19 protein-coding genes are annotated in these 19,602 nt (G+C 47.7%); 5 read left to right on the plus strand and 14 right to left on the minus strand.

All coding sequences use genetic code 11. The annotated features are described in order from the left end of the window. Positions 1–121: 121 nt before the first annotated feature. Together AC4MRN_RS11385 and AC4MRN_RS11390 are read left to right on the plus strand one after the other, a co-directional pair. Positions 122–613, plus strand: coding sequence for a hypothetical protein (locus AC4MRN_RS11385; RefSeq protein WP_491203341.1), 492 nt, complete (start codon positions 122–124; stop codon positions 611–613). Continuing rightward, positions 606–818 (plus strand): helix-turn-helix transcriptional regulator, encoded by a 213-nt coding sequence (locus AC4MRN_RS11390; protein WP_491203342.1) that lies wholly within the window; start codon positions 606–608, stop codon positions 816–818. The genes AC4MRN_RS11385 and AC4MRN_RS11390 overlap by 8 nt, the downstream gene beginning before the upstream one ends. Before the next feature lie 473 nt (positions 819–1,291). Here AC4MRN_RS11390 and AC4MRN_RS11395 read toward each other — a convergent pair whose 3' ends face one another. Continuing rightward, a complete protein-coding gene (locus AC4MRN_RS11395) occupies positions 1,292–2,320 on the minus strand; it encodes an AraC family transcriptional regulator (RefSeq protein WP_491203343.1) in 1,029 nt (342 codons plus the stop codon). A gap of 172 nt (positions 2,321–2,492) precedes the next feature. Then, positions 2,493–2,555, minus strand: coding sequence for a hypothetical protein (locus tag AC4MRN_RS11400; protein WP_370164328.1), 63 nt, complete (start codon positions 2,553–2,555; stop codon positions 2,493–2,495). On the opposite strand from AC4MRN_RS11400, the gene AC4MRN_RS11405 reads away from it, so the two are divergent. Then, positions 2,527–4,935: a TonB-dependent receptor gene (locus AC4MRN_RS11405; RefSeq protein WP_491203344.1), complete on the plus strand. Its 2,409-nt coding sequence runs from the start codon at positions 2,527–2,529 to the stop codon at positions 4,933–4,935. The two genes, AC4MRN_RS11400 and AC4MRN_RS11405, sit on opposite strands and share 29 nt — an antisense overlap. A gap of 160 nt (positions 4,936–5,095) precedes the next feature. Beyond that, entirely contained in the window at positions 5,096–5,323 is a 228-nt protein-coding gene (locus AC4MRN_RS11410; RefSeq protein WP_491203345.1) for a hypothetical protein, read from the plus strand. A gap of 373 nt (positions 5,324–5,696) precedes the next feature. Here AC4MRN_RS11410 and AC4MRN_RS11415 read toward each other — a convergent pair whose 3' ends face one another. The 3 genes from AC4MRN_RS11415 to AC4MRN_RS11425 are packed head-to-tail and all read right to left on the minus strand — an operon-like array spanning position 5,697 to position 7,773. Beyond that, the gene (locus AC4MRN_RS11415) at positions 5,697–6,077 is read right to left on the minus strand and encodes a VOC family protein (protein WP_491203346.1); all 381 of its coding nucleotides are present in this window, start codon (positions 6,075–6,077) and stop codon (positions 5,697–5,699) included. Positions 6,078–6,097: 20 nt separating this feature from the next. Beyond that, positions 6,098–7,276, minus strand: a complete 1,179-nt coding sequence (locus tag AC4MRN_RS11420; RefSeq protein WP_491203347.1) for an acyl-CoA dehydrogenase — start codon at positions 7,274–7,276, stop codon at positions 6,098–6,100. A gap of 23 nt (positions 7,277–7,299) precedes the next feature. Then, positions 7,300–7,773 carry an Lrp/AsnC family transcriptional regulator gene (locus AC4MRN_RS11425; protein ID WP_370240206.1) on the minus strand — a complete coding sequence of 158 codons (474 nt, stop codon included), beginning with the start codon at positions 7,771–7,773 and terminating at the stop codon, positions 7,300–7,302. 119 nt (positions 7,774–7,892) lie between these two features. Here AC4MRN_RS11425 and AC4MRN_RS11430 point away from each other — a divergent pair, with 119 nt between their 5' ends. Next, positions 7,893–8,897: a PLP-dependent cysteine synthase family protein gene (locus AC4MRN_RS11430; protein ID WP_370240205.1), complete on the plus strand. Its 1,005-nt coding sequence runs from the start codon at positions 7,893–7,895 to the stop codon at positions 8,895–8,897. On the opposite strand, the gene AC4MRN_RS11435 is transcribed toward AC4MRN_RS11430, so the two are convergent. The 9 genes from AC4MRN_RS11435 to AC4MRN_RS11475 all read right to left on the minus strand — a co-directional run. Further along, entirely contained in the window at positions 8,894–9,496 is a 603-nt protein-coding gene (locus AC4MRN_RS11435) for a hypothetical protein (RefSeq protein WP_491203348.1), read from the minus strand. The genes AC4MRN_RS11430 and AC4MRN_RS11435 overlap by 4 nt on opposite strands. A 146-nt stretch (positions 9,497–9,642) precedes the next feature. After that, positions 9,643–9,852: a transcription antiterminator/RNA stability regulator CspE gene (cspE, locus tag AC4MRN_RS11440; RefSeq protein WP_073321127.1), complete on the minus strand. Its 210-nt coding sequence runs from the start codon at positions 9,850–9,852 to the stop codon at positions 9,643–9,645. Positions 9,853–10,123: 271 nt separating this feature from the next. After that, positions 10,124–11,764 carry a ubiquinone biosynthesis regulatory protein kinase UbiB gene (gene ubiB / locus AC4MRN_RS11445; RefSeq protein ID WP_491203349.1) on the minus strand — a complete coding sequence of 547 codons (1,641 nt, stop codon included), beginning with the start codon at positions 11,762–11,764 and terminating at the stop codon, positions 10,124–10,126. Between the two features lie 3 nt (positions 11,765–11,767). Next, complete coding sequence (locus AC4MRN_RS11450) at positions 11,768–12,388, minus strand: ubiquinone biosynthesis accessory factor UbiJ (RefSeq protein WP_490403543.1); 621 nt, start codon at positions 12,386–12,388, stop codon at positions 11,768–11,770. Continuing rightward, a complete protein-coding gene (gene ubiE / locus AC4MRN_RS11455) occupies positions 12,388–13,182 on the minus strand; it encodes a bifunctional demethylmenaquinone methyltransferase/2-methoxy-6-polyprenyl-1,4-benzoquinol methylase UbiE (RefSeq protein ID WP_073320691.1) in 795 nt (264 codons plus the stop codon). The genes AC4MRN_RS11450 and ubiE overlap by 1 nt, the downstream gene beginning before the upstream one ends. A gap of 104 nt (positions 13,183–13,286) precedes the next feature. Beyond that, on the minus strand, positions 13,287–14,924 hold the full coding sequence (locus AC4MRN_RS11460) for a M28 family metallopeptidase (protein ID WP_491203350.1): 1,638 nt from the start codon (positions 14,922–14,924) through the stop codon (positions 13,287–13,289). Positions 14,925–14,974: 50 nt separating this feature from the next. Then, positions 14,975–15,661 carry a DNA-3-methyladenine glycosylase I gene (locus AC4MRN_RS11465; protein WP_491203351.1) on the minus strand — a complete coding sequence of 229 codons (687 nt, stop codon included), beginning with the start codon at positions 15,659–15,661 and terminating at the stop codon, positions 14,975–14,977. Next, the gene (gene prlC / locus AC4MRN_RS11470; protein WP_490404086.1) at positions 15,658–17,694 is read right to left on the minus strand and encodes an oligopeptidase A; all 2,037 of its coding nucleotides are present in this window, start codon (positions 17,692–17,694) and stop codon (positions 15,658–15,660) included. Before prlC ends, AC4MRN_RS11465 begins: the two co-directional genes overlap by 4 nt. 274 nt (positions 17,695–17,968) lie before the next feature. Beyond that, the coding region (locus tag AC4MRN_RS11475) for an EAL domain-containing protein (protein ID WP_491203352.1) at positions 17,969–19,602 on the minus strand (1,634 nt) is incomplete at its 5' end.

Genomic DNA, 19,602 nt, shown 5'->3' on the forward strand with positions numbered 1-19,602 from the left:
AAAGTACTTGCCATCCGTGATACCCAAAGGTAACAATAGATACCTACAGGTTACATTTGGTAATTTAGGGTATCAACTCACTAACGAGTTCCGTACCCACGGTCAAAAAAGGAATGACATCATGACAGCAACGCAAGTAAACACATTATCGATCGCAGAAAAAGAACAGCTTTACCTCAACCTAACCGGTAAATGCAGCATTGCACTCGCCTGCTTTTGGGGGCTGTTAACGGTAGAGGATGCCAATGTATTTAACGACGGTATTTTTCATTGGATATTCGAAGGAACATTGCTGGTCTGCCTGATTAGTCTTATTTGCTTTGCAATAAAAAGCTGGTCCTACAAAGGGCAATTTCACACCAAAGCATTCTGGACAATGCAATTTTCAGATGAATATACCGATTACGTATCGTCACTGAGTATTCGTCTGGCGTTTATGGTGATGTCGATTGGCTTAATGATGTTGGTTGTTTTCGGCGATAGCCAGTGGTTTTATGACCTGGCAGGCGAAAATGCGCTGTTAGGCCTAGCGCAGATAGTGCTGTCACTGAGCTTTTTACTGCACGGCATTGTTGTACTAGTAAAACTTCAGGGTAGCGACAACGATGAATGAAGAATTAGACAACCACATTCACAAGTTACGCCTGCAACATAAGATGTCTCAACAGGACCTGGCTACCGCTATTGGTGTGTCCAGAAAGACCATAAGTACTGTCGAAACTGGCCGCTTCACCCCTTCAGTGGTGATTGCGCTCAAAATTGCCGAGCATTTTAATGTACCCGTCGAGTCGGTATTTGAACTGAAAAAGAGCCAGTAATGGCACGATAAAAACGCCGCACTCCCAACTACTCCGTCACCCCGGGCTTGACCCGGGGCCATGAACCGGGGCCGTGACCCGGGACCTACGAACTTTCCCCAGGAAACATCACAATCTAACAGCACAACATTCTGATCTCGCAGTCAGTAGTTTCATTTCATTATGCCAATCATACTGTTTAATGAAATGTTTACTTCAGGACCTTTTAGGAAGATACATTGAAGAATACGCGTCAAACCATATTGCTGAAGAAAATAGCAGGTAGTGTTTTGTTTTCAGTTGCCTGTGGATTGGCGATTATTACCCTATTTGACTTAGATAAATCGTCACTGCTTGCAGTGAGCACCTGCGTTTTCATTTGTAATATGCTGGAGCAACAGTGGCAAAAGTTTGTCCTGTAAACGTCAAAAATCTATCCGTTGAATGCTGAACTTATCGGCATTCACTTCCGAGTACTCAACTTTAACAGTTAACTACGCTTTATTTCTGAATTCACTAGGAGTCATACCCGTCCAGCCCTTAAACGCGTGCCGGAAATTGGACGTATCGTTGAACCCAAGTGATTGAGCGATATCGTCGAACGATAGCTGGGTTTCTCGGATATACTGTTTAGCAAAACTTTGCTTTACTGTGGCGCAAATTGTTGAAAAGGACGTGCCTTGTTCCGAGAGTTTTCGCCTTAACGTGCGCTCAGAAACAAACAATTCCTGAGCGATGCGATCTATTTTTAGTTCATTGTGGATGTTTTTCGACACCCAGTTGTAAACCCGCTCAACAATTTCATCTTCGTGAGCAAAATCGGGGATGTGTTGTTCACACATTTGCAGCAAAAGTGGTACTGCCAGCGGATTAGATTTTAGTGGAGATTTGGTGAGATCCTCTTCGAGTAACTCAATAAATGTACTCTCCTGCCCGTACCTAACTTCACACCCTACAAAATCCTCTAGTTGTTCAAAGTAAGATGGTCTGCAAAATTCAAAACTCACTCTCACAGGTGAAAAATCAGGGTTTCCAAGTACTTCTCGAATCAACGTCAGATTGATGGCAATTTGCATTTCCAGGTTAAAACTTTTTATCTCAGGGACAAACAGAATATCTGAACACCCGTAAATCCGCTTTCCGTCTCTTGGAGGCTCAAGGTAAAGGCGGGTGGTACGGGTAACCAGCGTATGGTATTTGATTGAGAAAAACAGGGCATCTGCCAAAGTCCTTTTACACAATAGCGTGCAGCCATATAAACCATAGTCACCACAGGATATACGGCTACCTATCCTGAGCCCGATAGCCGGAATGTCGATTTTTGATAGCCTAGTGTAGAGCGTTAGCAGGTCCTGAAAGACCACGGTCTGTTTATGTTCGTCAGTTGGATTAAGATTTGCCAGCAGAGATTCTAAATACGGGTCAGAACCAATACCAATATCTGCCAGCGACTTTTGAATAAAATGCAATTTTTGCGCACTTATGCGGATTTCTTTGCCGCAATCTAACGATTTATTTGTCACCTTCGACCACCAGAAACTGCTCTTAACCGACCGACGTTGTCCGTTTTCCACATTAAGAATGGCCAGTTATAACACAGCCATCTTGTTATTCAAATGTTACCTTTATGTGAATCGACAACCCACCATGCAAAGATGGCGGAGAGTCGACATGCCCTTGGAATACGCATAAACATTAATAAAAACAACTGTGTCGTGGAGAATTCGCTATGAAATTATGTCGTTTATCAACTGTAATATCGTTAGCTCTGTATGGAGTGTCAGTTAGTGCCTTGTCTCAGGAAAGCTTGCCGAATGGGGCGGGTAAGGGTTCGGAGTCTAGTGACACCCCTCAGGTTGAATTAATCGAAGTCACTTCACAACGCAGGGTGCAAAATATTCAGGACGTACCTATTTCCGTGCAAGCATTTGGTGCTGCGCAGTTGGAGCGAGCGTCTATTGATAAAATCGAAGATCTGCAATTGTATGTGCCAAACCTTAATCTGGCAGAATCAGGGCTTAGCACCCAGTTATTCATCCGTGGTATTGGCTCTGGTAACAACCAGGGGTTTGAACAATCCGTTGTTCAATTTGTGGATGGTGTTTCTTATGCCAGGCAGCAACTGAGTCGAGCGCCATTTTTCGATATGGAAAGAGCTGAGGTGCTGCGCGGCCCACAAAGTATTTTGTTTGGTAAAAATGCCATTGGTGGAGCGCTTAATTTCACCACAGCTTCGGTAGATGAATATACCAGTGGACGATTGTTTGCCCAGGTAGGGGAGTTTGGAATCAGGGAATATCAGGGGGTCATTAACGGGGCGCTTTGGGGCGATAACCTTTATGGACGTTTGTCAGTGCGTCATTACGAAGAAGAGGGCTATATCGACAATGTCACGCTTAATCGCTCTGAGCCTAATCGTAAAGATCAGACGATAAGGGCAAAGCTGCTTTACAATTTAAATAGCGACTGGAGCTTGCACTTTAAATACGAGAACAACGACTTTGAAACCGTAGGTCGCCAAATTGAAATTTTGCAGGATGAAGGTAACCCGGGTAATCCATTTGGGGCAACGTTGGCTGCTGGCTTTGGTCTGCCTGAAGCACTCCCTGAAACTAATCATGATTATTCCCGGGTCAGTAATGGCGACAGTAGTTTCAATAGTTCGCAGAATCTAACCTTTGAAGTAAAAGGGATGTTGGGAGAGCTGGAGTTCGAGTCAAGAACCGCATCACTTCAGTACGATTTTCAGGATATCTGTGACTGCGACTATCTCGGGGCCAATATTTTTACTGTGCCAATGGATGAGGATTATAAACAGCTTAGTCAGGAGTTCAGAGTTGCCTCGGATTCTGCCAATCGTTTTTTCTGGCAAGCCGGCGTATTTTATCAAACCAGCGAGTTAGTATTTACTGATGCCATTGTGCTGCCTACAGCGGACATTGGGCAAACTGACCTTGGCGTGCTACCCACCGCGGTATTCGCGCTTACTGGCAGTGCCGCACAAGGTGAGGCATTATCTGGCATTAGTGCCAGACGTGACTTCACCCAGGACACCGATGCATTGTCAGCGTTTGCACAGCTGACCTATAAAGTCACCGATGTGACTCAGGTAACACTAGGTGCCCGTTTGTCCAGGGAAGAAAAAGAGGGTTTCCGCACAATTAATGTGAACGACACAAGCACCGGTGTTCCTACGACTAACCCGGTTTCACCTTTGGTACTCAATGGCCTATTTGCTATCGAAAGCGAACAAACCAGTGGCCACTACTTAACTGGCGAAAGGTCGGAAACCGCCTTTGATCCTAGTATCAATATTCAGCATTACCTTAATGACGATGTGATGCTCTATGCGAGCTGGTCAAAAGGTTCAAAGGCTGGTGGGTTTGATGCCCGCGCAAATACGGTCAGCTCATTTGAATTTGAAGATGAGCAAGCTACGGCGTATGAACTTGGTATGAAAAGCACCTTCTGGAAGAAGCGGGCGAAACTTAATGTGACCGCGTTTGCAACCGATTATGAAGGTCTTCAGGTCAGTCAGTTCGATGGAACACTTGGTTTTGTAGTGGGTAATGCTGATGCCGAAATGCAAGGGATAGAGGTTGAGGGATCTTTCGCAATTACCGAAGATCTAACCTTTTCGTATTCTGGCGCCTATCTGGATCATGAATTCACGAATTACGAAGAGGGAAACTGCTATTACCGACAGCAGTTTGATACTGCCAATCCTGACATGGCAGCCCGTTACAATGAAGAGACCGGATTGTGCAGTTATAACGGGTTAACCGGACAGTACGTCCCTGAATTTAGTGCCAATACCAATGTGGACTACTATGCTGATTTAACGGCAGACTCGGTACTGCATATCAATCTGAACTACAACTATTCCTCGAAACAAAATACCCATCAGAATCTTGATCCGATGTTCGAACAGGACGCCATCGGTCGCGTGGATCTGAATATTGCTATTGAGTTTACTGATTGGGGTATTGAACTGTTGGGCAGAAACATCACCGACGAAAAGTTTGTGACCTATTCGGGTAATAGTCCGCTTTCCGGCACCTTCGGCGCCGACACCATTTATGGGTTCGTCGCGGCTCCAGCAACCTGGTCACTACGCGCCTATTACAACTTTCAATAAATGCTCAAGTATTTACGGAGAATGTTAGTGCATAAATTGGAAGCGCTTGATTACTTAAATGAATCAACAAAGTTATATCGCTACTTAGGTATCATTTTCTGACCAGGCTGATAGCCAGAGTTTAGGTGGAGAATACATAAAGAATGACTGGGTGATATCCGTGTCTACGTCAGTTGGCAACACTGATTCTGCATCCGTTGGGGTCGGTCACTTTATTACCCAGGACTTTAAAATCTCTGTTTACAGCAATGCCTATGATGATGCGGAGGAACTGTTTGATGCCGACAAGTCTGATTTTAGTGTAGATTATGTTTATCCACTTGCTGGCAAAGATTATACTGGGCCTCATTTCGTACCAACGAGGATTTCGATTTTACTACGTTGGTAACGAAGTACTATACCGCTTTGGGTGAAGGTAGCTACCTTAGCTTAGCAGCCTAGGCCGTAGTGTACGGGATGAATTCAGTGGTATTGAAGACACCGTTTCATTAAACGCTGAGTACTATATTAGTCCAGTACACCAGCTTCTCGGTAATGCTATTGGCTAAGATTCGCCCCTCAGCCACGCATACTAGTTGTAAAGTGCAGTGGACCAGAGTGAGATTCACGTTGAGTCATACCCGGGTTTACCGGGGAACTACTCCATGACCGAATTGAGTTAGCTAGAAACGTCGCGACAGCGTTACTCTCTTATTGTTGTGGAAGTTAGCGGGGAGTGTGTTTATTCAATTCTGCACCTAAGGGAGAGTCCCCCCGCCTCGCTACTCCGTTACATTAACCCGCCAGGGCGGATTTAATCGGTTCTCACCGGCCCAATACAGTTTTATTTTGTTCCCTGAAGGGTCAAGAACAACAGCTTCGCGCCATAGATACCGCTCAGTTTTGGGGAGTTGCTCAAACTCCACGCCTTTGGTTTGCAGTTGTTCTACCCATTCATCGAGTTGCTCATGCTCAAAGTAAATCACAGCCTGCTGCGAGCCGCAGTCTTCGCTTAATGACAACGAAAACGTGGCGTCACCTTCAGGACAGGAAAAACGAGCGTAATGGGGAGTATCTACAATTAAAGTAAATCCCAGCTTTAAGTAAAACGCCACCGCTTCCGGCATATTGGTGACGGGCAGCGTTACCTGGTTAAGATTCATTTCACGTCCTTGTATTACAATTAGAAAAAGGCTTGTAAGCCGGTTTGCGCGCGCCCCAGAATCAAACCATGAATATCATAAGTACCTTCGTACGTATTCACTGTTTCGAGGTTGATCATGTGACGCATAATGTGAAACTCGTCGGCAATACCGTTACCGCCATGCATGTCGCGAGACTTGCGAGCTATATCGAGCGCTTTGCCGCAGTTGTTACGTTTAATCAGAGAAATCATAGCAGGGTCGTAGTCGCCACTGTCAATTAACTGCCCTACCCGGTAAGCCGCTTGCAGCCCCAGTGCAATTTCAGTTTGCATGTCAGCCAACTTGGTTTGAAACAGTTGTGTTTGGGCCAGAGGCTTACCAAACTGCGTACGCTCTAATCCGTATTGTCTTGCTGCATGCCAGCAAAACTCAGCCGCGCCCATTGCGCCCCATGCAATACCGTAACGTGCCATGTTTAAACAACTGAATGGGCCTTTTAAACCGGATACGCCAGGTAACATGTTCTCTTCGGGCACAAACACGTTATCCATGACAATTTCACCGGTAATCGACGCTTTTAACGATAGCTTGCCATGGATTTCTGGCGTGCTTAAGCCAGACATTCCGCGCTCAAGCAAAAAGCCGCATATCGCGTTATCCATGTCAGTATTTTTTGCCCATACCACCATCACGTCGGCAAGCGGCGAGTTGGTGATCCACATTTTGCTGCCAGTGAGCTTGTATCCACCTTCCACTTTTACCGCACGGGTTTTCATCCCGGCGGGATCAGACCCGGCGTCGGGTTCGGTTAACCCAAAACAACCAATCAACTCACCGGTCGCCAGACCCGGTAAAAACTTCTGCTTTTGCGCTTCGCTACCAAACTTATTGATAGGATGCATCACCAGTGAAGACTGCACACTCATGGCACTGCGGTAGCCACTGTCTACCCGCTCGACTTCCCTTGCAATCAGTCCGTAACCTATATAACTCAACCCGGCACACCCATAACCATCAATGGTTGAGCCCAGCATGCCAATTTCGCCAAACTGGCGCATAATAGCCGGGTCAAACTTACCCTCTCTGTTAGCCTGTAAAATACCAGGTTGCAGCGTCTCCTGGCAAAACTGATGGGCAGTGTCCCGCAACATGCGTTCTTCATCAGAAAGTTGCGTGTCGAGCATGAGTAAGTCCTGCCAGTAGGGATTGGCGGCCATAGTTGTCTCCTGTTTTTTATTAGTTACATTTGGTTTAAAGGCAGTGACGTGGTGTATTTAATTTGTTCCATGGCAAAACTGGACGTGACATCTCCTAAATTCACCCCTTTGATAAGGCGTTTGTAAAAGTGATCGAAACGCTGCATGTCCGCCACCATCACTTTCAGCAGATAGTCGTATTCACCAGACATGCGGTAAAACTCCACGACTTCTTCAAACGCACTGCAATGTTCAGCAAATTGCGTTAACCATTTGTCGTCATGCCGCGCGGCTTTTACCTGCACAAACACTGTGAGATTTAACCCAAGCGACTGGGCGTCGAGTAACGCAACGCGTCGTTGTATAAGCCCTTGCTCTTGCAAACGCTGAATGCGACGCCAACAAGGCGTGGCGGTTAAACCCACTTTTTCCGCAATATCTTGTATCGCAATATCAGAATCGGCTTGAAGGAGACTTAAAATCTCCTTATCAACCGAATCAAGAGTAATATTTTTCAATTTAACGTCATTAAGTAGAATTAATTTTTAAAAATAGTGACATTATCTGAATTTGTTAGCAATTAATTTCGACCGATGTTGCGATACTGGTGTTATGTTTAATTGCCAGAACCAGCTGCATGAATAATACGCTTTCCTTTCCACACCGCGTTGCGCCACGTCAACGCGTGGTGCAATGCATTACCGAAACCATTGGCAATACCCCTATGCTCCAGTTACAACGTTTGTGCAATGAAGAAGGCACGTTAGGACAGGTGTTTGCCAAACTTGAGTATTTCAACCCGGCAGGCTCAATCAAAGATCGTGCGGCAAAAGCCATGTTCGAGCATATTTTGAATACCCACCAGCACGCTAAGCTAAACGTCATTGAAGCGACTTCGGGCAACAGCGGTGTAGCTTGTGCGTGGTTAGGGGCCATTCATCAGGTTCCGGTAACCATAGTGATGCCTGAACATATGTCTAAAGAGCGCCAGCAGTTGATTCGTTTTTACGGGGCGAACCTGGTGCTCACGTCTGAAACAGACGGGATGCCCGGGGCCATGGCAGTAGCGGAAACACTATTAAAAACGGTTGAAGGCGCGGTATCGATGGACCAGTTTGCTAACCCGGTCAATGCTGCCGAACACGCCAGAAGTACTGCCCGCGAAATATGGCAGGACATGGGTGAAGATATTGATGTTGTCGTCACCGGAATGGGCACAGGCGGCACTGCCACGGGTATTGGTCGCTTTTTAAAACAGCAGGACGCTTCAATAGAAATTGTGATAGCAGAACCCAGCAACTGCCCGTTACTTAGTGAAGGCAAAGCAGGCTCACACGGTATCCCTGGCGTTCACCCAGGTTTAATTCCGCCTTTGCTGGATAAGCGTTTTATCGATAAGGTACTGACGGTAACTGATGACGCTGCACTCGATACCGCGCGTCGGGCAGCCAGAAAAGAAGGGATAGCCGTTGGCATCTCAAGCGGCGCGACCCTATCGGTTGCGCTATCGCTTGCCAGGCAACCAGCTTACCGGGGTAAGAAAATTGTTGCTATTGCGGCCGACGGTGCCGAGCGTTACTTCTCAACGCCGCTTTTTTCTCAATTGCCCTGCGACCTGACGCCTGACTGGCAGCCTTGCTAGCGCGCGACACTCATCCACCATGGTGAATCGTACTTGACGTTCTGAGGAGGTATTTCCAGCGCGTCAGGACGCTCAAGGCTTTTCCAAAACAGGGACTCGTACTTTTGTTCATGAAATACCAAGCGCCCCGACTGTTTGTAAGCCATCAGCAGTTTTGAATAAGCCTCAATAGGCATTTTAGGGTGTCCCTGATCAAACACGACTCTGCCGCCAAGCTGTTCGTACATGTGTTTATCTGTCGCAAATCGCAGCGCGTTAAAGTTAGCCAGTGAGGCCAGTTTTTCTTCTGACAACCCTGCGCTCGCGTAAGCTTGCTTAAAGCCTTCAACATGTTCCGGCTTGGGTGTTATCTGATTGTGTTCAGCGTAGTCTTCAACCAGTGTTCGCAGCACAAACGCGTTGACCTGACTAAAGTAAAAAATATCCTGACGAAGCTGATTGTTTTCCTCATCCTGTTTGTCTTTTTTAGCGGGTTGTTCGAAATTCGATTTCAGGAAGGACTTGCCAGCAATAGTAACGACCTGGTCAGTTGGGATGTCAGTCTGAGCAATGGTGAGTGTAGAAATAAATAGCAGGAAACTTAGGAGGTATCGATACATACAATCTCTCAAAAGGGTTCGAGTGATGGGTATCAAAAACGCTGCACCTACCACTGCGAAGCAGTAATACGTGTAAGGACTGAAACAGGGAACCTGTCTTCAGGAGATAAAACGAGCTCCCGACAACGCCGGGAGCCGTAAAATCATTAAAGGGCTGTTACGTTAGCCGCTTGAAGACCTTTTTGGCCTTGTTCAACTTCGAATTGAACCTTTTGACCTTCTGCAAGGGTCTTGTATCCGTCAGATACGATTGCGCGGAAATGTACGAATACGTCTTTACCGCCGTCGTCTTGCGTTAAAAAGCCATAACCTTTTTCTGCGTTAAACCACTTAACGGTACCAGTTACTTTAGACATGAAAACCTCAAAAAAACTCTGTAAAACCTTTGTGCTAAATTGCACGGACTTGCTTTTAAATAGGGTGACTCACGGCAAAACTAACAACAGGTTTAACAGCATCGAGGTTTAAGTCGATGTTTATATCTGCGCGACGTTAATAAACCAACGAAAGCACAACTATTTAAAGAACATAACCACTATAACCACACACTGAGCAAATTGATACAAAAATTGCGAAAAGTCTTTAGATTTAATAAAAAATTAATCTCGCTGACATGTAAAAAGCCGCTTACTCCGGGGCTTTTCGGCCCTTCCACCAGGCCGCAAACCAACACATCATACCAGTTAAGCCGATACAAGCCGGAACCGTCCAGTGTACGTCGTATAATGGCACGATGGCACTCACAATAACCAGGGTCGCACCCACAATGCTACAGTGCAGCGCTTTTTGCGCCCGTGCATGTTGTTGCAAAAGCGCCAGGTTTGCTTGCTGCTGTTTCTCAGGGAAGCGCTTGACCTGCTTGAGTGTGTCGTAAAGCAAATCAGGCATTTCCGGCAGCTTCTCGCTCCAGAACGGCAGGTTTGCTTTGACTTTGGTGAACATGGCTTTCACACCAATTTGTTCGCGTAACCAGTTTTCTAAAAACGGCTTAGCGGTTTGCCACAGATCGAGTTGCGGATAAAGCTGACGACCCAGCCCCTCAACGTACAGCAATGTTTTTTGTAGTAACACAAGTTGAGGCTGCACCACCATGTTAAATCTACGCGCCGTATTAAACAACTGAACCAGCACATTGCCAAAAGAGATCTCTGCCAAAGGCTTCTGAAAAATAGGTTCGCACACAGTGCGGATGGCCACTTCAAACTCATCGATATTGGTGTCTGATGGCACCCAGCCAGAGTCAGCGTGGAGTTGCGCTACTTTGCGGTAATCGCGGTTAAAGAATGCAATAAAGTTTTCTGCCAGGTATCGCTTATCTTCCTGATTCAGCGTGCCCACAATACCAAAATCAATGGCGATGTACTGCGGGTTATCAGGATGTTCGCGGCTAACAAAGATATTTCCCGGATGCATGTCTGCATGGAAGAAGCTGTCACGGAATACCTGTGTAAAAAACACCTCTACGCCACGTTCAGCAAGGATCCGTAAATTGGTGTTCTGCTCAATGAGCGCTTCGATATTGGAAATCGGGATGCCGTAAATGCGCTCCATTACCAGCACGTTTGCGCGACAGTAATCACTGTAAATAGTGGGTACGTACAGGGCTTCTGAGCCTTCAAAGTTACGCCCAAGCTGCATGCCGTTGGCAGCCTCGCGGGTAAGGTCCAGTTCATCAACGATGGTTTTTTCGTACTCTTTGACGACTTCCACCGGACGCAGGCGTTTGCCATCGGGTAACCACTTTTGCAGCACCTTAGCCAGCGTCATCATCAGTTCGGTGTCGGCCACAATGGTCTTGCGAATATCGGGGCGAAGCACTTTCACAACGACATCAATATCGCCATCTTTCAATTTAGCCGCGTGCACTTGTGCTATGGAAGCGGAGGCCAGTGGCGTGGTATCGAACTCGCTAAACACTTCATCCAGCGACGTTACCTGCAATGACTGGCGAATAATGTGCTGAGCTCGCTCGGTATCAAACGGGGCAACCCTGTCCTGCAGCAAGGCAAGTTCGTTGGCAATATGTGGGGGCAACAAGTCTCTGCGGGTAGACAGCATCTGGCCAAACTTAATAAATACCGGGCCCAGTGCCTGCAACGCCAGCATGATGCGCGCGCCAGCGCTTTTGTCTTTGTGACGATTGGGGATCCAGAATATACAATGGCGCAAGAACCGGACGTACCAGGGCAGCCAGCGTCCGGGGATCAATTCATCCAGTCCGTGTTCCAGCAGTACTTTGTTAATGTGATAAAGACGAAGAATACGCATAATTTAAGACTGCTTGGACTCCAGGCGCGACAAGCGGGATTCGAGACGTTCGGCATCATCGCGCAAACGACTTACCTCATCGGAAAAATGTAATACGGCCAGTTTATGCGCTGCCAACTGCTTTTCATCGGTCAGCGCACTGCCAACAATCAGCGACGACTTATCACCGAAGCGCTTTAGTTGTTGACCTACCGACCGTGCAATGGAAAACACCTGATTGGCAATCACATCACCTGTGTGCAGAGCAAGCTGCTCTTCCCAGTCAATATCCAGTGAGTTTATTACCGAGGAAAACTGCTGTGCGATAGCCAATTCTCCAGACACCTCCAACTCGCCCGCTTTGATTAATTGGGTTAGCTGGCTGGCTTCTTTGAGTTTTGGCAATACTGCCAGGCGAGTGGTCACCACACAGGTGAGGTCGTCACCTTCTGGTAATTCCTGCAAAGCCAGTACATCGACCTGTTCGGAAATTGCCAGCGCTATGCGCTGATTTACATCGGTCAGATTGATCACCAGGCGCTTGCCTTGCAGCCGTTTAAGGCTTTGCTTAGCGTCAGGGTCGAGTGCTAACAGCTTGTTAGCAAGCGCTTCAGCTGCGGCGGTGAGAAGCGGTACCGTGGGCATTAAAACTTGTACCCGCGGTGCAGTGCCACAATACCACCTGTCAGGTTGTGATAATCACAACGCTCAAAGCCGGCATTTTCGAACATGCCTTTTAGCGTATCCTGATCCGGATGCATGCGAATCGACTCGGCCAAATACTGATAACTCTCTTTATCGTTCGCCACAATCTGGCCCATGGTCGGCAGAATGTTGAATGAATACCAGTCATAAGTTTTTGACAGCATGTCGTTGGTCGGTTTGGAAAATTCCAGCACCAGCAAGCGGCCTCCCGGTTTCAATACGCGGAAAATCGACGCCAGTGCTTTGTCTTTGTCGGTTACATTTCGAAGCCCGAATGCCATGGTCACCAAATCGAAATGGTTATCAGGAAACGGTAACGCTTCTGCATTGGCCTGCACGTAATCAACGTTCCCTACCACGCCTTTGTCGCGTAATTTATCACGGCCAACCGACAACATTGAGTGGTTAATGTCCGCCAACACGACATGCCCTGTAGGGCCAACTAAACGCGAGAATTTAGCGGCCAAATCGCCCGTACCACCAGCGAGATCCAGGACTTTTTGACCTGGCTTAATACCGCTGCAATCAATGGTGTAGCGCTTCCACAAGCGGTGTACGCCCATCGACATCAGGTCGTTCATCATGTCGTATTTTGCGGCGACAGAGTCAAAGACACCGGCAACCAAAGACGCTTTTTTTGAACGCTCTACCTGACGAAAACCAAAATGGGTAGACTGTTCCGCACCGCTTTCAGTTTGATCGGATGCGGATGGAGAGGATTGTTGCTCTTGCATGGCTGACTTCTTCTGTTAATGCTTAGCGCACCGTTTTCAGATTCTCCGGTGCGCTAAAGCCTGAACTGGCAATAAATTTCTGCTTGCCAGTGTACCCAAAACCGCTACTGCTTACCATCCTGAGCTTGTTTGAAGGTGGCAAAGAAGCTGTCTTCATTCCAGCTTGGGGTCTGCTTACCATTAGCCAGGCTCATCACGATTTCAAAGTTAATATCCACAAACTTTGCCGCCCATTCATAATCAATAGGCAGGTTCAGGTCGTCGGACGGCATGTGATAGTGCTTTTTCAAAAAGTCAGACGCAGGCATGCCAATCGCGTTTTCTTCTTTGTTGTCCATGCCCGGTACCAAATACACCGCCGGTACGCCTTGCTTCACGAGGCTATATTGGTCACTTCGTACAAAAATGGCCTGTTCCGGCATAGGATCGTCTATCAGCTTGATCTCATGTTTTAACAAGGCTTCACGAACCGGCTTTTCCAGTGAGCTGTGCGAGGCACCAAAGGCAATCATCTCGTCAGTACGATACGTTAAGATAGGCATGTCTAAATTGACGTTCGCCACCATGCTTTGCACTGGCACCGGTGGATAGTGTGAAAAATACTCAGAACCCAACAGTCCCTTCTCTTCGCCCGTCACAAAGGCAAAAATAACTGAGCGTTTTGGTTTCACGTCAGAGTGACTAATTGCATGGGCAATCTCAAGCAAGGTAGACACGCCGCTGGCGTTATCCATTGCGCCGTTGTTGATTTTATCTTTCAGCACAGAGTGGCCACTTACGCCAATATGGTCACTGTGCGCAGTCAACACGATAAATTCATTTTTAAGTGTCGGATCGCTGCCTTCCAGAATGCCAATCACATTAGGACTGGTGGTCGTAGTGTGATTCGCTTTGCTGGTAAACGTAGCGGTAAGGCCCAACGGACGTCCTTCAACCGGTTCACCGTTTTCAACTTTGTCGAAATAGGTTTGTAAGTCCAGACCAGCCAGTTCAAATAACTGCTTGCCAGCTTCTACACTCAAGGTGGCGCCAGCTTTTAACTCAGGGTAACCGCCAAACACTTCACCATTGGGGTCTACCCATCGAGTGCGCGGCGTCCTTACATACAGTTTACGCTTTTCGAAAGGAAAGACGTTTTCCGACACTGGCGTGCTCAATACAATAGCGCCGATTGCACCGTGTTTTACTAACGCCTGGGAAATTTGACGGCGGAAATGCGAACCTTCCTCGCTTGGGAAGCTATGAGGGCGGTCAGATAAAATCACCGCCACTTTACCGCGTAAATCTACGCCATCGTAATCGGTGTAATTCAGAAACGGCGCTTCGATGCCAAAGCCTGCGAACACCAGTTCACCGGTCACTTGGGTGTCTGTGTCGTTGATATTCGCGCTCATTAGCATGTTATCCATGAACGCAAATTCAACTGTTTCACTGCCGTTGGATACCGATAGCGCTGGCGCTTTCATATCGATAGTGGCCTGCTTAAAGGGCACCATTTGATAATAACTGCCGTCGTCACCCGCCGGCGCAATGCCCAGCTTAGTCAGTTCACTGGCAATGTAGAGCGATGCAAAGTCATGGCCGATACTGCCGGTATCCCGGCCTTGCAGGAGGTCGTCAGCCAGCAGGCTCATATGACCTTTAAAGCGCTCTGCAGTGCCGGCTAATGCAGCACTACTGCTTGCTGCAACCAGCCCGGCTGCACAAGCGACACCTATCAGTGTTTTCACGGTTTTTTTCATTTCTGCCTCAATATGTTTTCGTTTTTATAGTAAGTAGGAGTGGGTTTGCGTTACACGCGGTTATCGCCACAGCTGTAGGACACGATCTGGCTGATAGCCTGTAAACTTCTGCCACTTTGCGCTTGCCAGCCGGCAAACGTGTTCGCAATGGTTGTTAAACTTTGCTTACTGGTTAATCCACCGCTGATCAAATCATGGGCACGGAAATACCCTTCAACATCGCGACTCAGCAGGAAGGTATCGATACCCAGCGTGCGCAGCGCATAAGGCCCGGTATTGCCGCCCAAACGCGCGCCGTGCTTTTTCAGGTGCGCCCAGAGGTCGATTATTGATGCGCCGGTGAAGTCAGCGGCAAACTTGCCAAAGCTTCCATGTTGTAGCGCTATATCCTTCAACATGATGGCATTGTCGCGAATTGTCATGACCTTTTTCAGGTTACGCACAATACGCTTATCCTGAGCCCGTGTTTCTAACATCTCGTCAGACATCAACAAAACTTTGTCGACATCAAAATTAAAAAACAGGTCTTCGAAGTCTGGCCATTTCTGTTCGATGACCCGCCACACAAAACCCGATTGGAATACTTTTTTGGTAAAGGCCGACAGTACTCTGTCATCAGTTAACTTAGCCACGGAGGCAGCCGGTAAAGGCTGCCCCACGATGGCTTCTAATCCGGCTTCCCCGCCCTTGCGTTCTGCCGCCCGGGCGTAGATGGCGTCAAATTTCTCTGCACTCATGCCTGAATGCCATTATGACGAAGGAGTGCATCAACCTGAGGCTCGCGCCCTCTAAATGCAACAAACAGATCCATTGGCTCGCGGCTGCCGCCCATTTCCAGAATGTTGTGCAGGAAGTCCGCGCCAGTCTGCGGGTTGAAAATCCCCTCTTCTTCAAATCGGCTGAACGCGTCAGCAGACAGGACTTCGGCCCATTTGTAACTGTAATAACCGGCAGCATAACCACCCGCAAAAATATGACCAAAGCTGGTTTGGAAACGGTTAAACGACGGCGGCTGTATAACAGACACTTCATCGCGCACCGTGTTTAGTACGCCCTGGACATCGGCGGTTTTGCCATCTTCCATATGCAACATAAAATCAAACAAACTGAATTCCAATTGACGAATCATTTGCATGGCGGCCTGGAAGTCGCGCGCGGCCAGCATTTTGTCTAACAAGGATTTTGGCAGCGGCTCGCCGGTCTCGTAGTGACCTGAAATAAAGCCCAGTGCTTCTTCCTGCCAGCACCAGTTTTCCAGAAACTGACTGGGAAGCTCTACCGCATCCCATGGCACACCATTGATGCCTGATACGCCGGGTACCGACATTTGGGTCAGCATGTGGTGAATACCGTGACCGAATTCATGGAACAGGGTAACCACTTCGTCGTGGGTAAACAGTGCGGGCTTGTTACCAACTGGTCCATTGAAGTTACAGGTTAAGTACGCCACCGGCGCTTGTAGTTCACCGCTGGCTTTTACCCGGCGCACCCGGCATTCATCCATCCAGGCACCACCGCGCTTCTTGGGTCGTGCGTACAAATCTAAATAAAACTGCCCGCGTAAAGTACCGTCTTTGTCGGTAATGCTGAACAGGCGAACATCTTTATGCCAGGTATCGGCGTTCTCCACTTCGCTAATCGATAGCCCATATAACTTTTCGACCACGGTGAACAAACCAGTAAGCGCTTTGTGTTCAGGGAAATAGGGACGCAGGATTTCATCTGAAATGGAATAACGGTCCTGCTTTAACTTTTCGCTGTAATAAGGCACATCCCAGGCTTCCATTTCATCCATACCGTGCTTTTCAGCGGCAAAGGCGCGAACTTCAGCCAGTTCACGCTCAGCCTGCGGCTTGGATTTAGCCGCCAGATCGCGCAGGAACCCTACAACCTGCTCGGTGGTTGAGGCCATTTTGGTGGCGATTGAGCGCTCGGCGTAATTGGCAAAGCCCAGCAGTGAAGCTAACTCGGTACGCAGTGCCAGGGTTTCCTGAATAATCGGGTTATTGTCCCATTTTCCGGCATTCGGCCCCTGTTCAGACGCGCGGGTCGCATAGGCGCGATACATTTCTTCGCGCAGCGCCCGGTTGTCGGCGTACAACATCACCGGCAGGTAACTGGGGATATCCAGCGTAAACAACCAGCCCTGCAAGTCTTTCTGATGCGCAGCCTGTTTCGCCGCATCCAGCGCTGACTCAGGTAACCCAGCAAGCTCTGCTTCGTCGGTAACGTGCTTCGTCCACCCCATGGTGGCATCCATAACGTTGTTGCTAAAGGTGGAGGACAGTTCAGAAAGACGCGCCTGAATCTGTGCAAAACGCTTTTTCGTGTCAGCGGGCAAGGCAACACCAGACAACGTGAAATCGCGTAAAGTATTGTCGATGACCTTGCGCTGGGCCTCGTCCAGTTGTTCGTATTCCTGACTGTCGCGCAGGGATTTGTAGGCCTGATACAAGCCTTCGTGTTGCCCTACCCAGGTACCATACTCAGAGAGTAACGGTAAGCAGTCGTCATGCGCTTTGCGCAGTTCATCACTGCTAACCACCGAATTCATGTGTGACACAGGCGACCAGATTTTATTCAGCACGTCATCGGCTTCGTCAATGCTGTCGACCACGTTTTTATAGGTGTACTGATTGCTAGCAACCACCTGTTCAATAGTCGCTTTACAATGGGCAATGGCTTTCTCCACTGCTGGTTTAATCTGATCTGGCGTAATGGCAGAGAATAACGGTAATCCGTCTACTTTTTCTAAGGCGAGTGCTGTCATGAACTTCTCTTAAATTTACGGGTATGTTGAAAAACGGCATCAGTATCACGGCGAACAACTGGTCAGTTACCAGTGGATCAACGTTCGCATTTGCTGACCAGTGCATATCATTGCCGCACGATTTACTTTTAACGTGTGTCAGTCGTTATAAGAATGAAATTGGGCTTATTTAGTAAAAAACAAGTCCGGCAGAATTGCCAGTGCGCACAAATAAAAAAGGCCAAAGTGCAATGACTTTGGCCAAGTGCCTAAGGGCACAACAACAACGGGTGTGTTATTTACAAAAGGGTTGGCGAATCATTAATTTTTCAAATTCCTGACGAGGTACCGCCGGACTGTAGATAAAGCCTTGAATTGTGTCGCAACGCATTGAAGACAAGCAGGCTAATTCCGCTTCTTCCTCCACGCCTTCCGCAACCACTTTAATGCCCAGTTTTTTGCAACTCACAATCAGGCTACCGATGAACTCCTGTCTCTGCCGGTCTTTATGCACATCCACAATCAGGCTGCGGTCAAGTTTTAAAACATCGATGGGCAGTTTCGATAGGTAAGAAAATGACGTAAAGCCAGCACCAAAATCGTCAATGGCCAGCTTCACGCCCAATAATTTTAGTTGCCACAATAGCTCTTCCAGGTATTGACCATTTTCGGCCAGTGCCGTCTCTGTAATTTCCAGCTCAATAAACGAAGGGGGTAAATAATACTGCTTCAGCTTTTCACTGATGAACTCAACGATATGCGTAGACTGCAATTGCTTGGCCGATATATTGATCGCAATGCTGCTTAGCTCACTGCTAAACCGGCGTAGTTCGCTGGCCGCTTTGAATCCATTTTCCAGCACCCATTCACCAATGGCCTGAATTTGCCCGTCTAACTCTGTTAAACGCACAAATTCCGAGGGCGGTACCCAGCCCAGACTATGGTGCTGCCAGCGCAGCAATATTTCAGCGCTTTGAATAAACCCTGTTTCGGTGGTGACTTTGGGCTGAAACGCTAATTTAAACTCTTTGTTTCTGAGCCCCTGCTCTACCTCTGCACTCAATTGCTGTTGGCGTTGGTATTGAGAAATAGTGGAGTTGTCCAGGTGCGATACGCTGATTCTGTGACTATCTCTGACAATAGTATCGTTCAGGCTATTTATAAGAATGTCGTGGTCCAGACTGCAATCGCGAAGCGCTCTGAAACCAATACCGACATGACAAAAAATCGCACTGCCGTTCACGTTAAATGTGCGCTGGAGCTGCTGTCTGATTTGAGCGCAAAGGATTTGTGTTTGTTCTACTGTAGTTTGTTCAAGGTATAAACCAAATAAACCGCTCTGTTCAAGACGCAAGCAGTGCTTTTGCGTAATGAGACTATCGATCCGGCTCTCTAGCAAGGCTTCGAGCTCTGCGGCATGCTGCTCTCCGTGACTTAAGCGAATATCACTGATATTCATCAGCCTAATCAATATTAGAGACTGATAATCGCGAAGTGACACAGCCTTAATCGCTTTTTGTTGTGCTACGTTGTCCTGAACATGACTGTCATTCGCCGCTTTGCACGCGTTTAAAATGGCTGACACTTCTTGTTGCAGTGATACCCGATCCCACGGCTTAGCCAGATACTTTGTAATGAGTCCCTGGTTTAATAATTCAACCGCGGCCTGAAGATCGCCCTCGCCACTTAACATGTAGCTTTTTGTTTGCGGAGAATACTGATGAGCAAACCGCAATAAATCCACGCCCGTGACTTCTGGCATATTATGGTCTGTAATAAGCAGGGATATAGATTGAGTGCGCAGGATAGACATGGCCTTACGACCGGATGTAGCTGTCACCACCTGGCAGTCTAAGGAACGAAGCTCTCGTTTAAGCGCGTTCACAATGGCTTTTTCATCATCAACAACCAATACGGTAAGTGTTTGGC

It is taken from the genome of Marisediminitalea sp. (assembly GCF_984433645.1).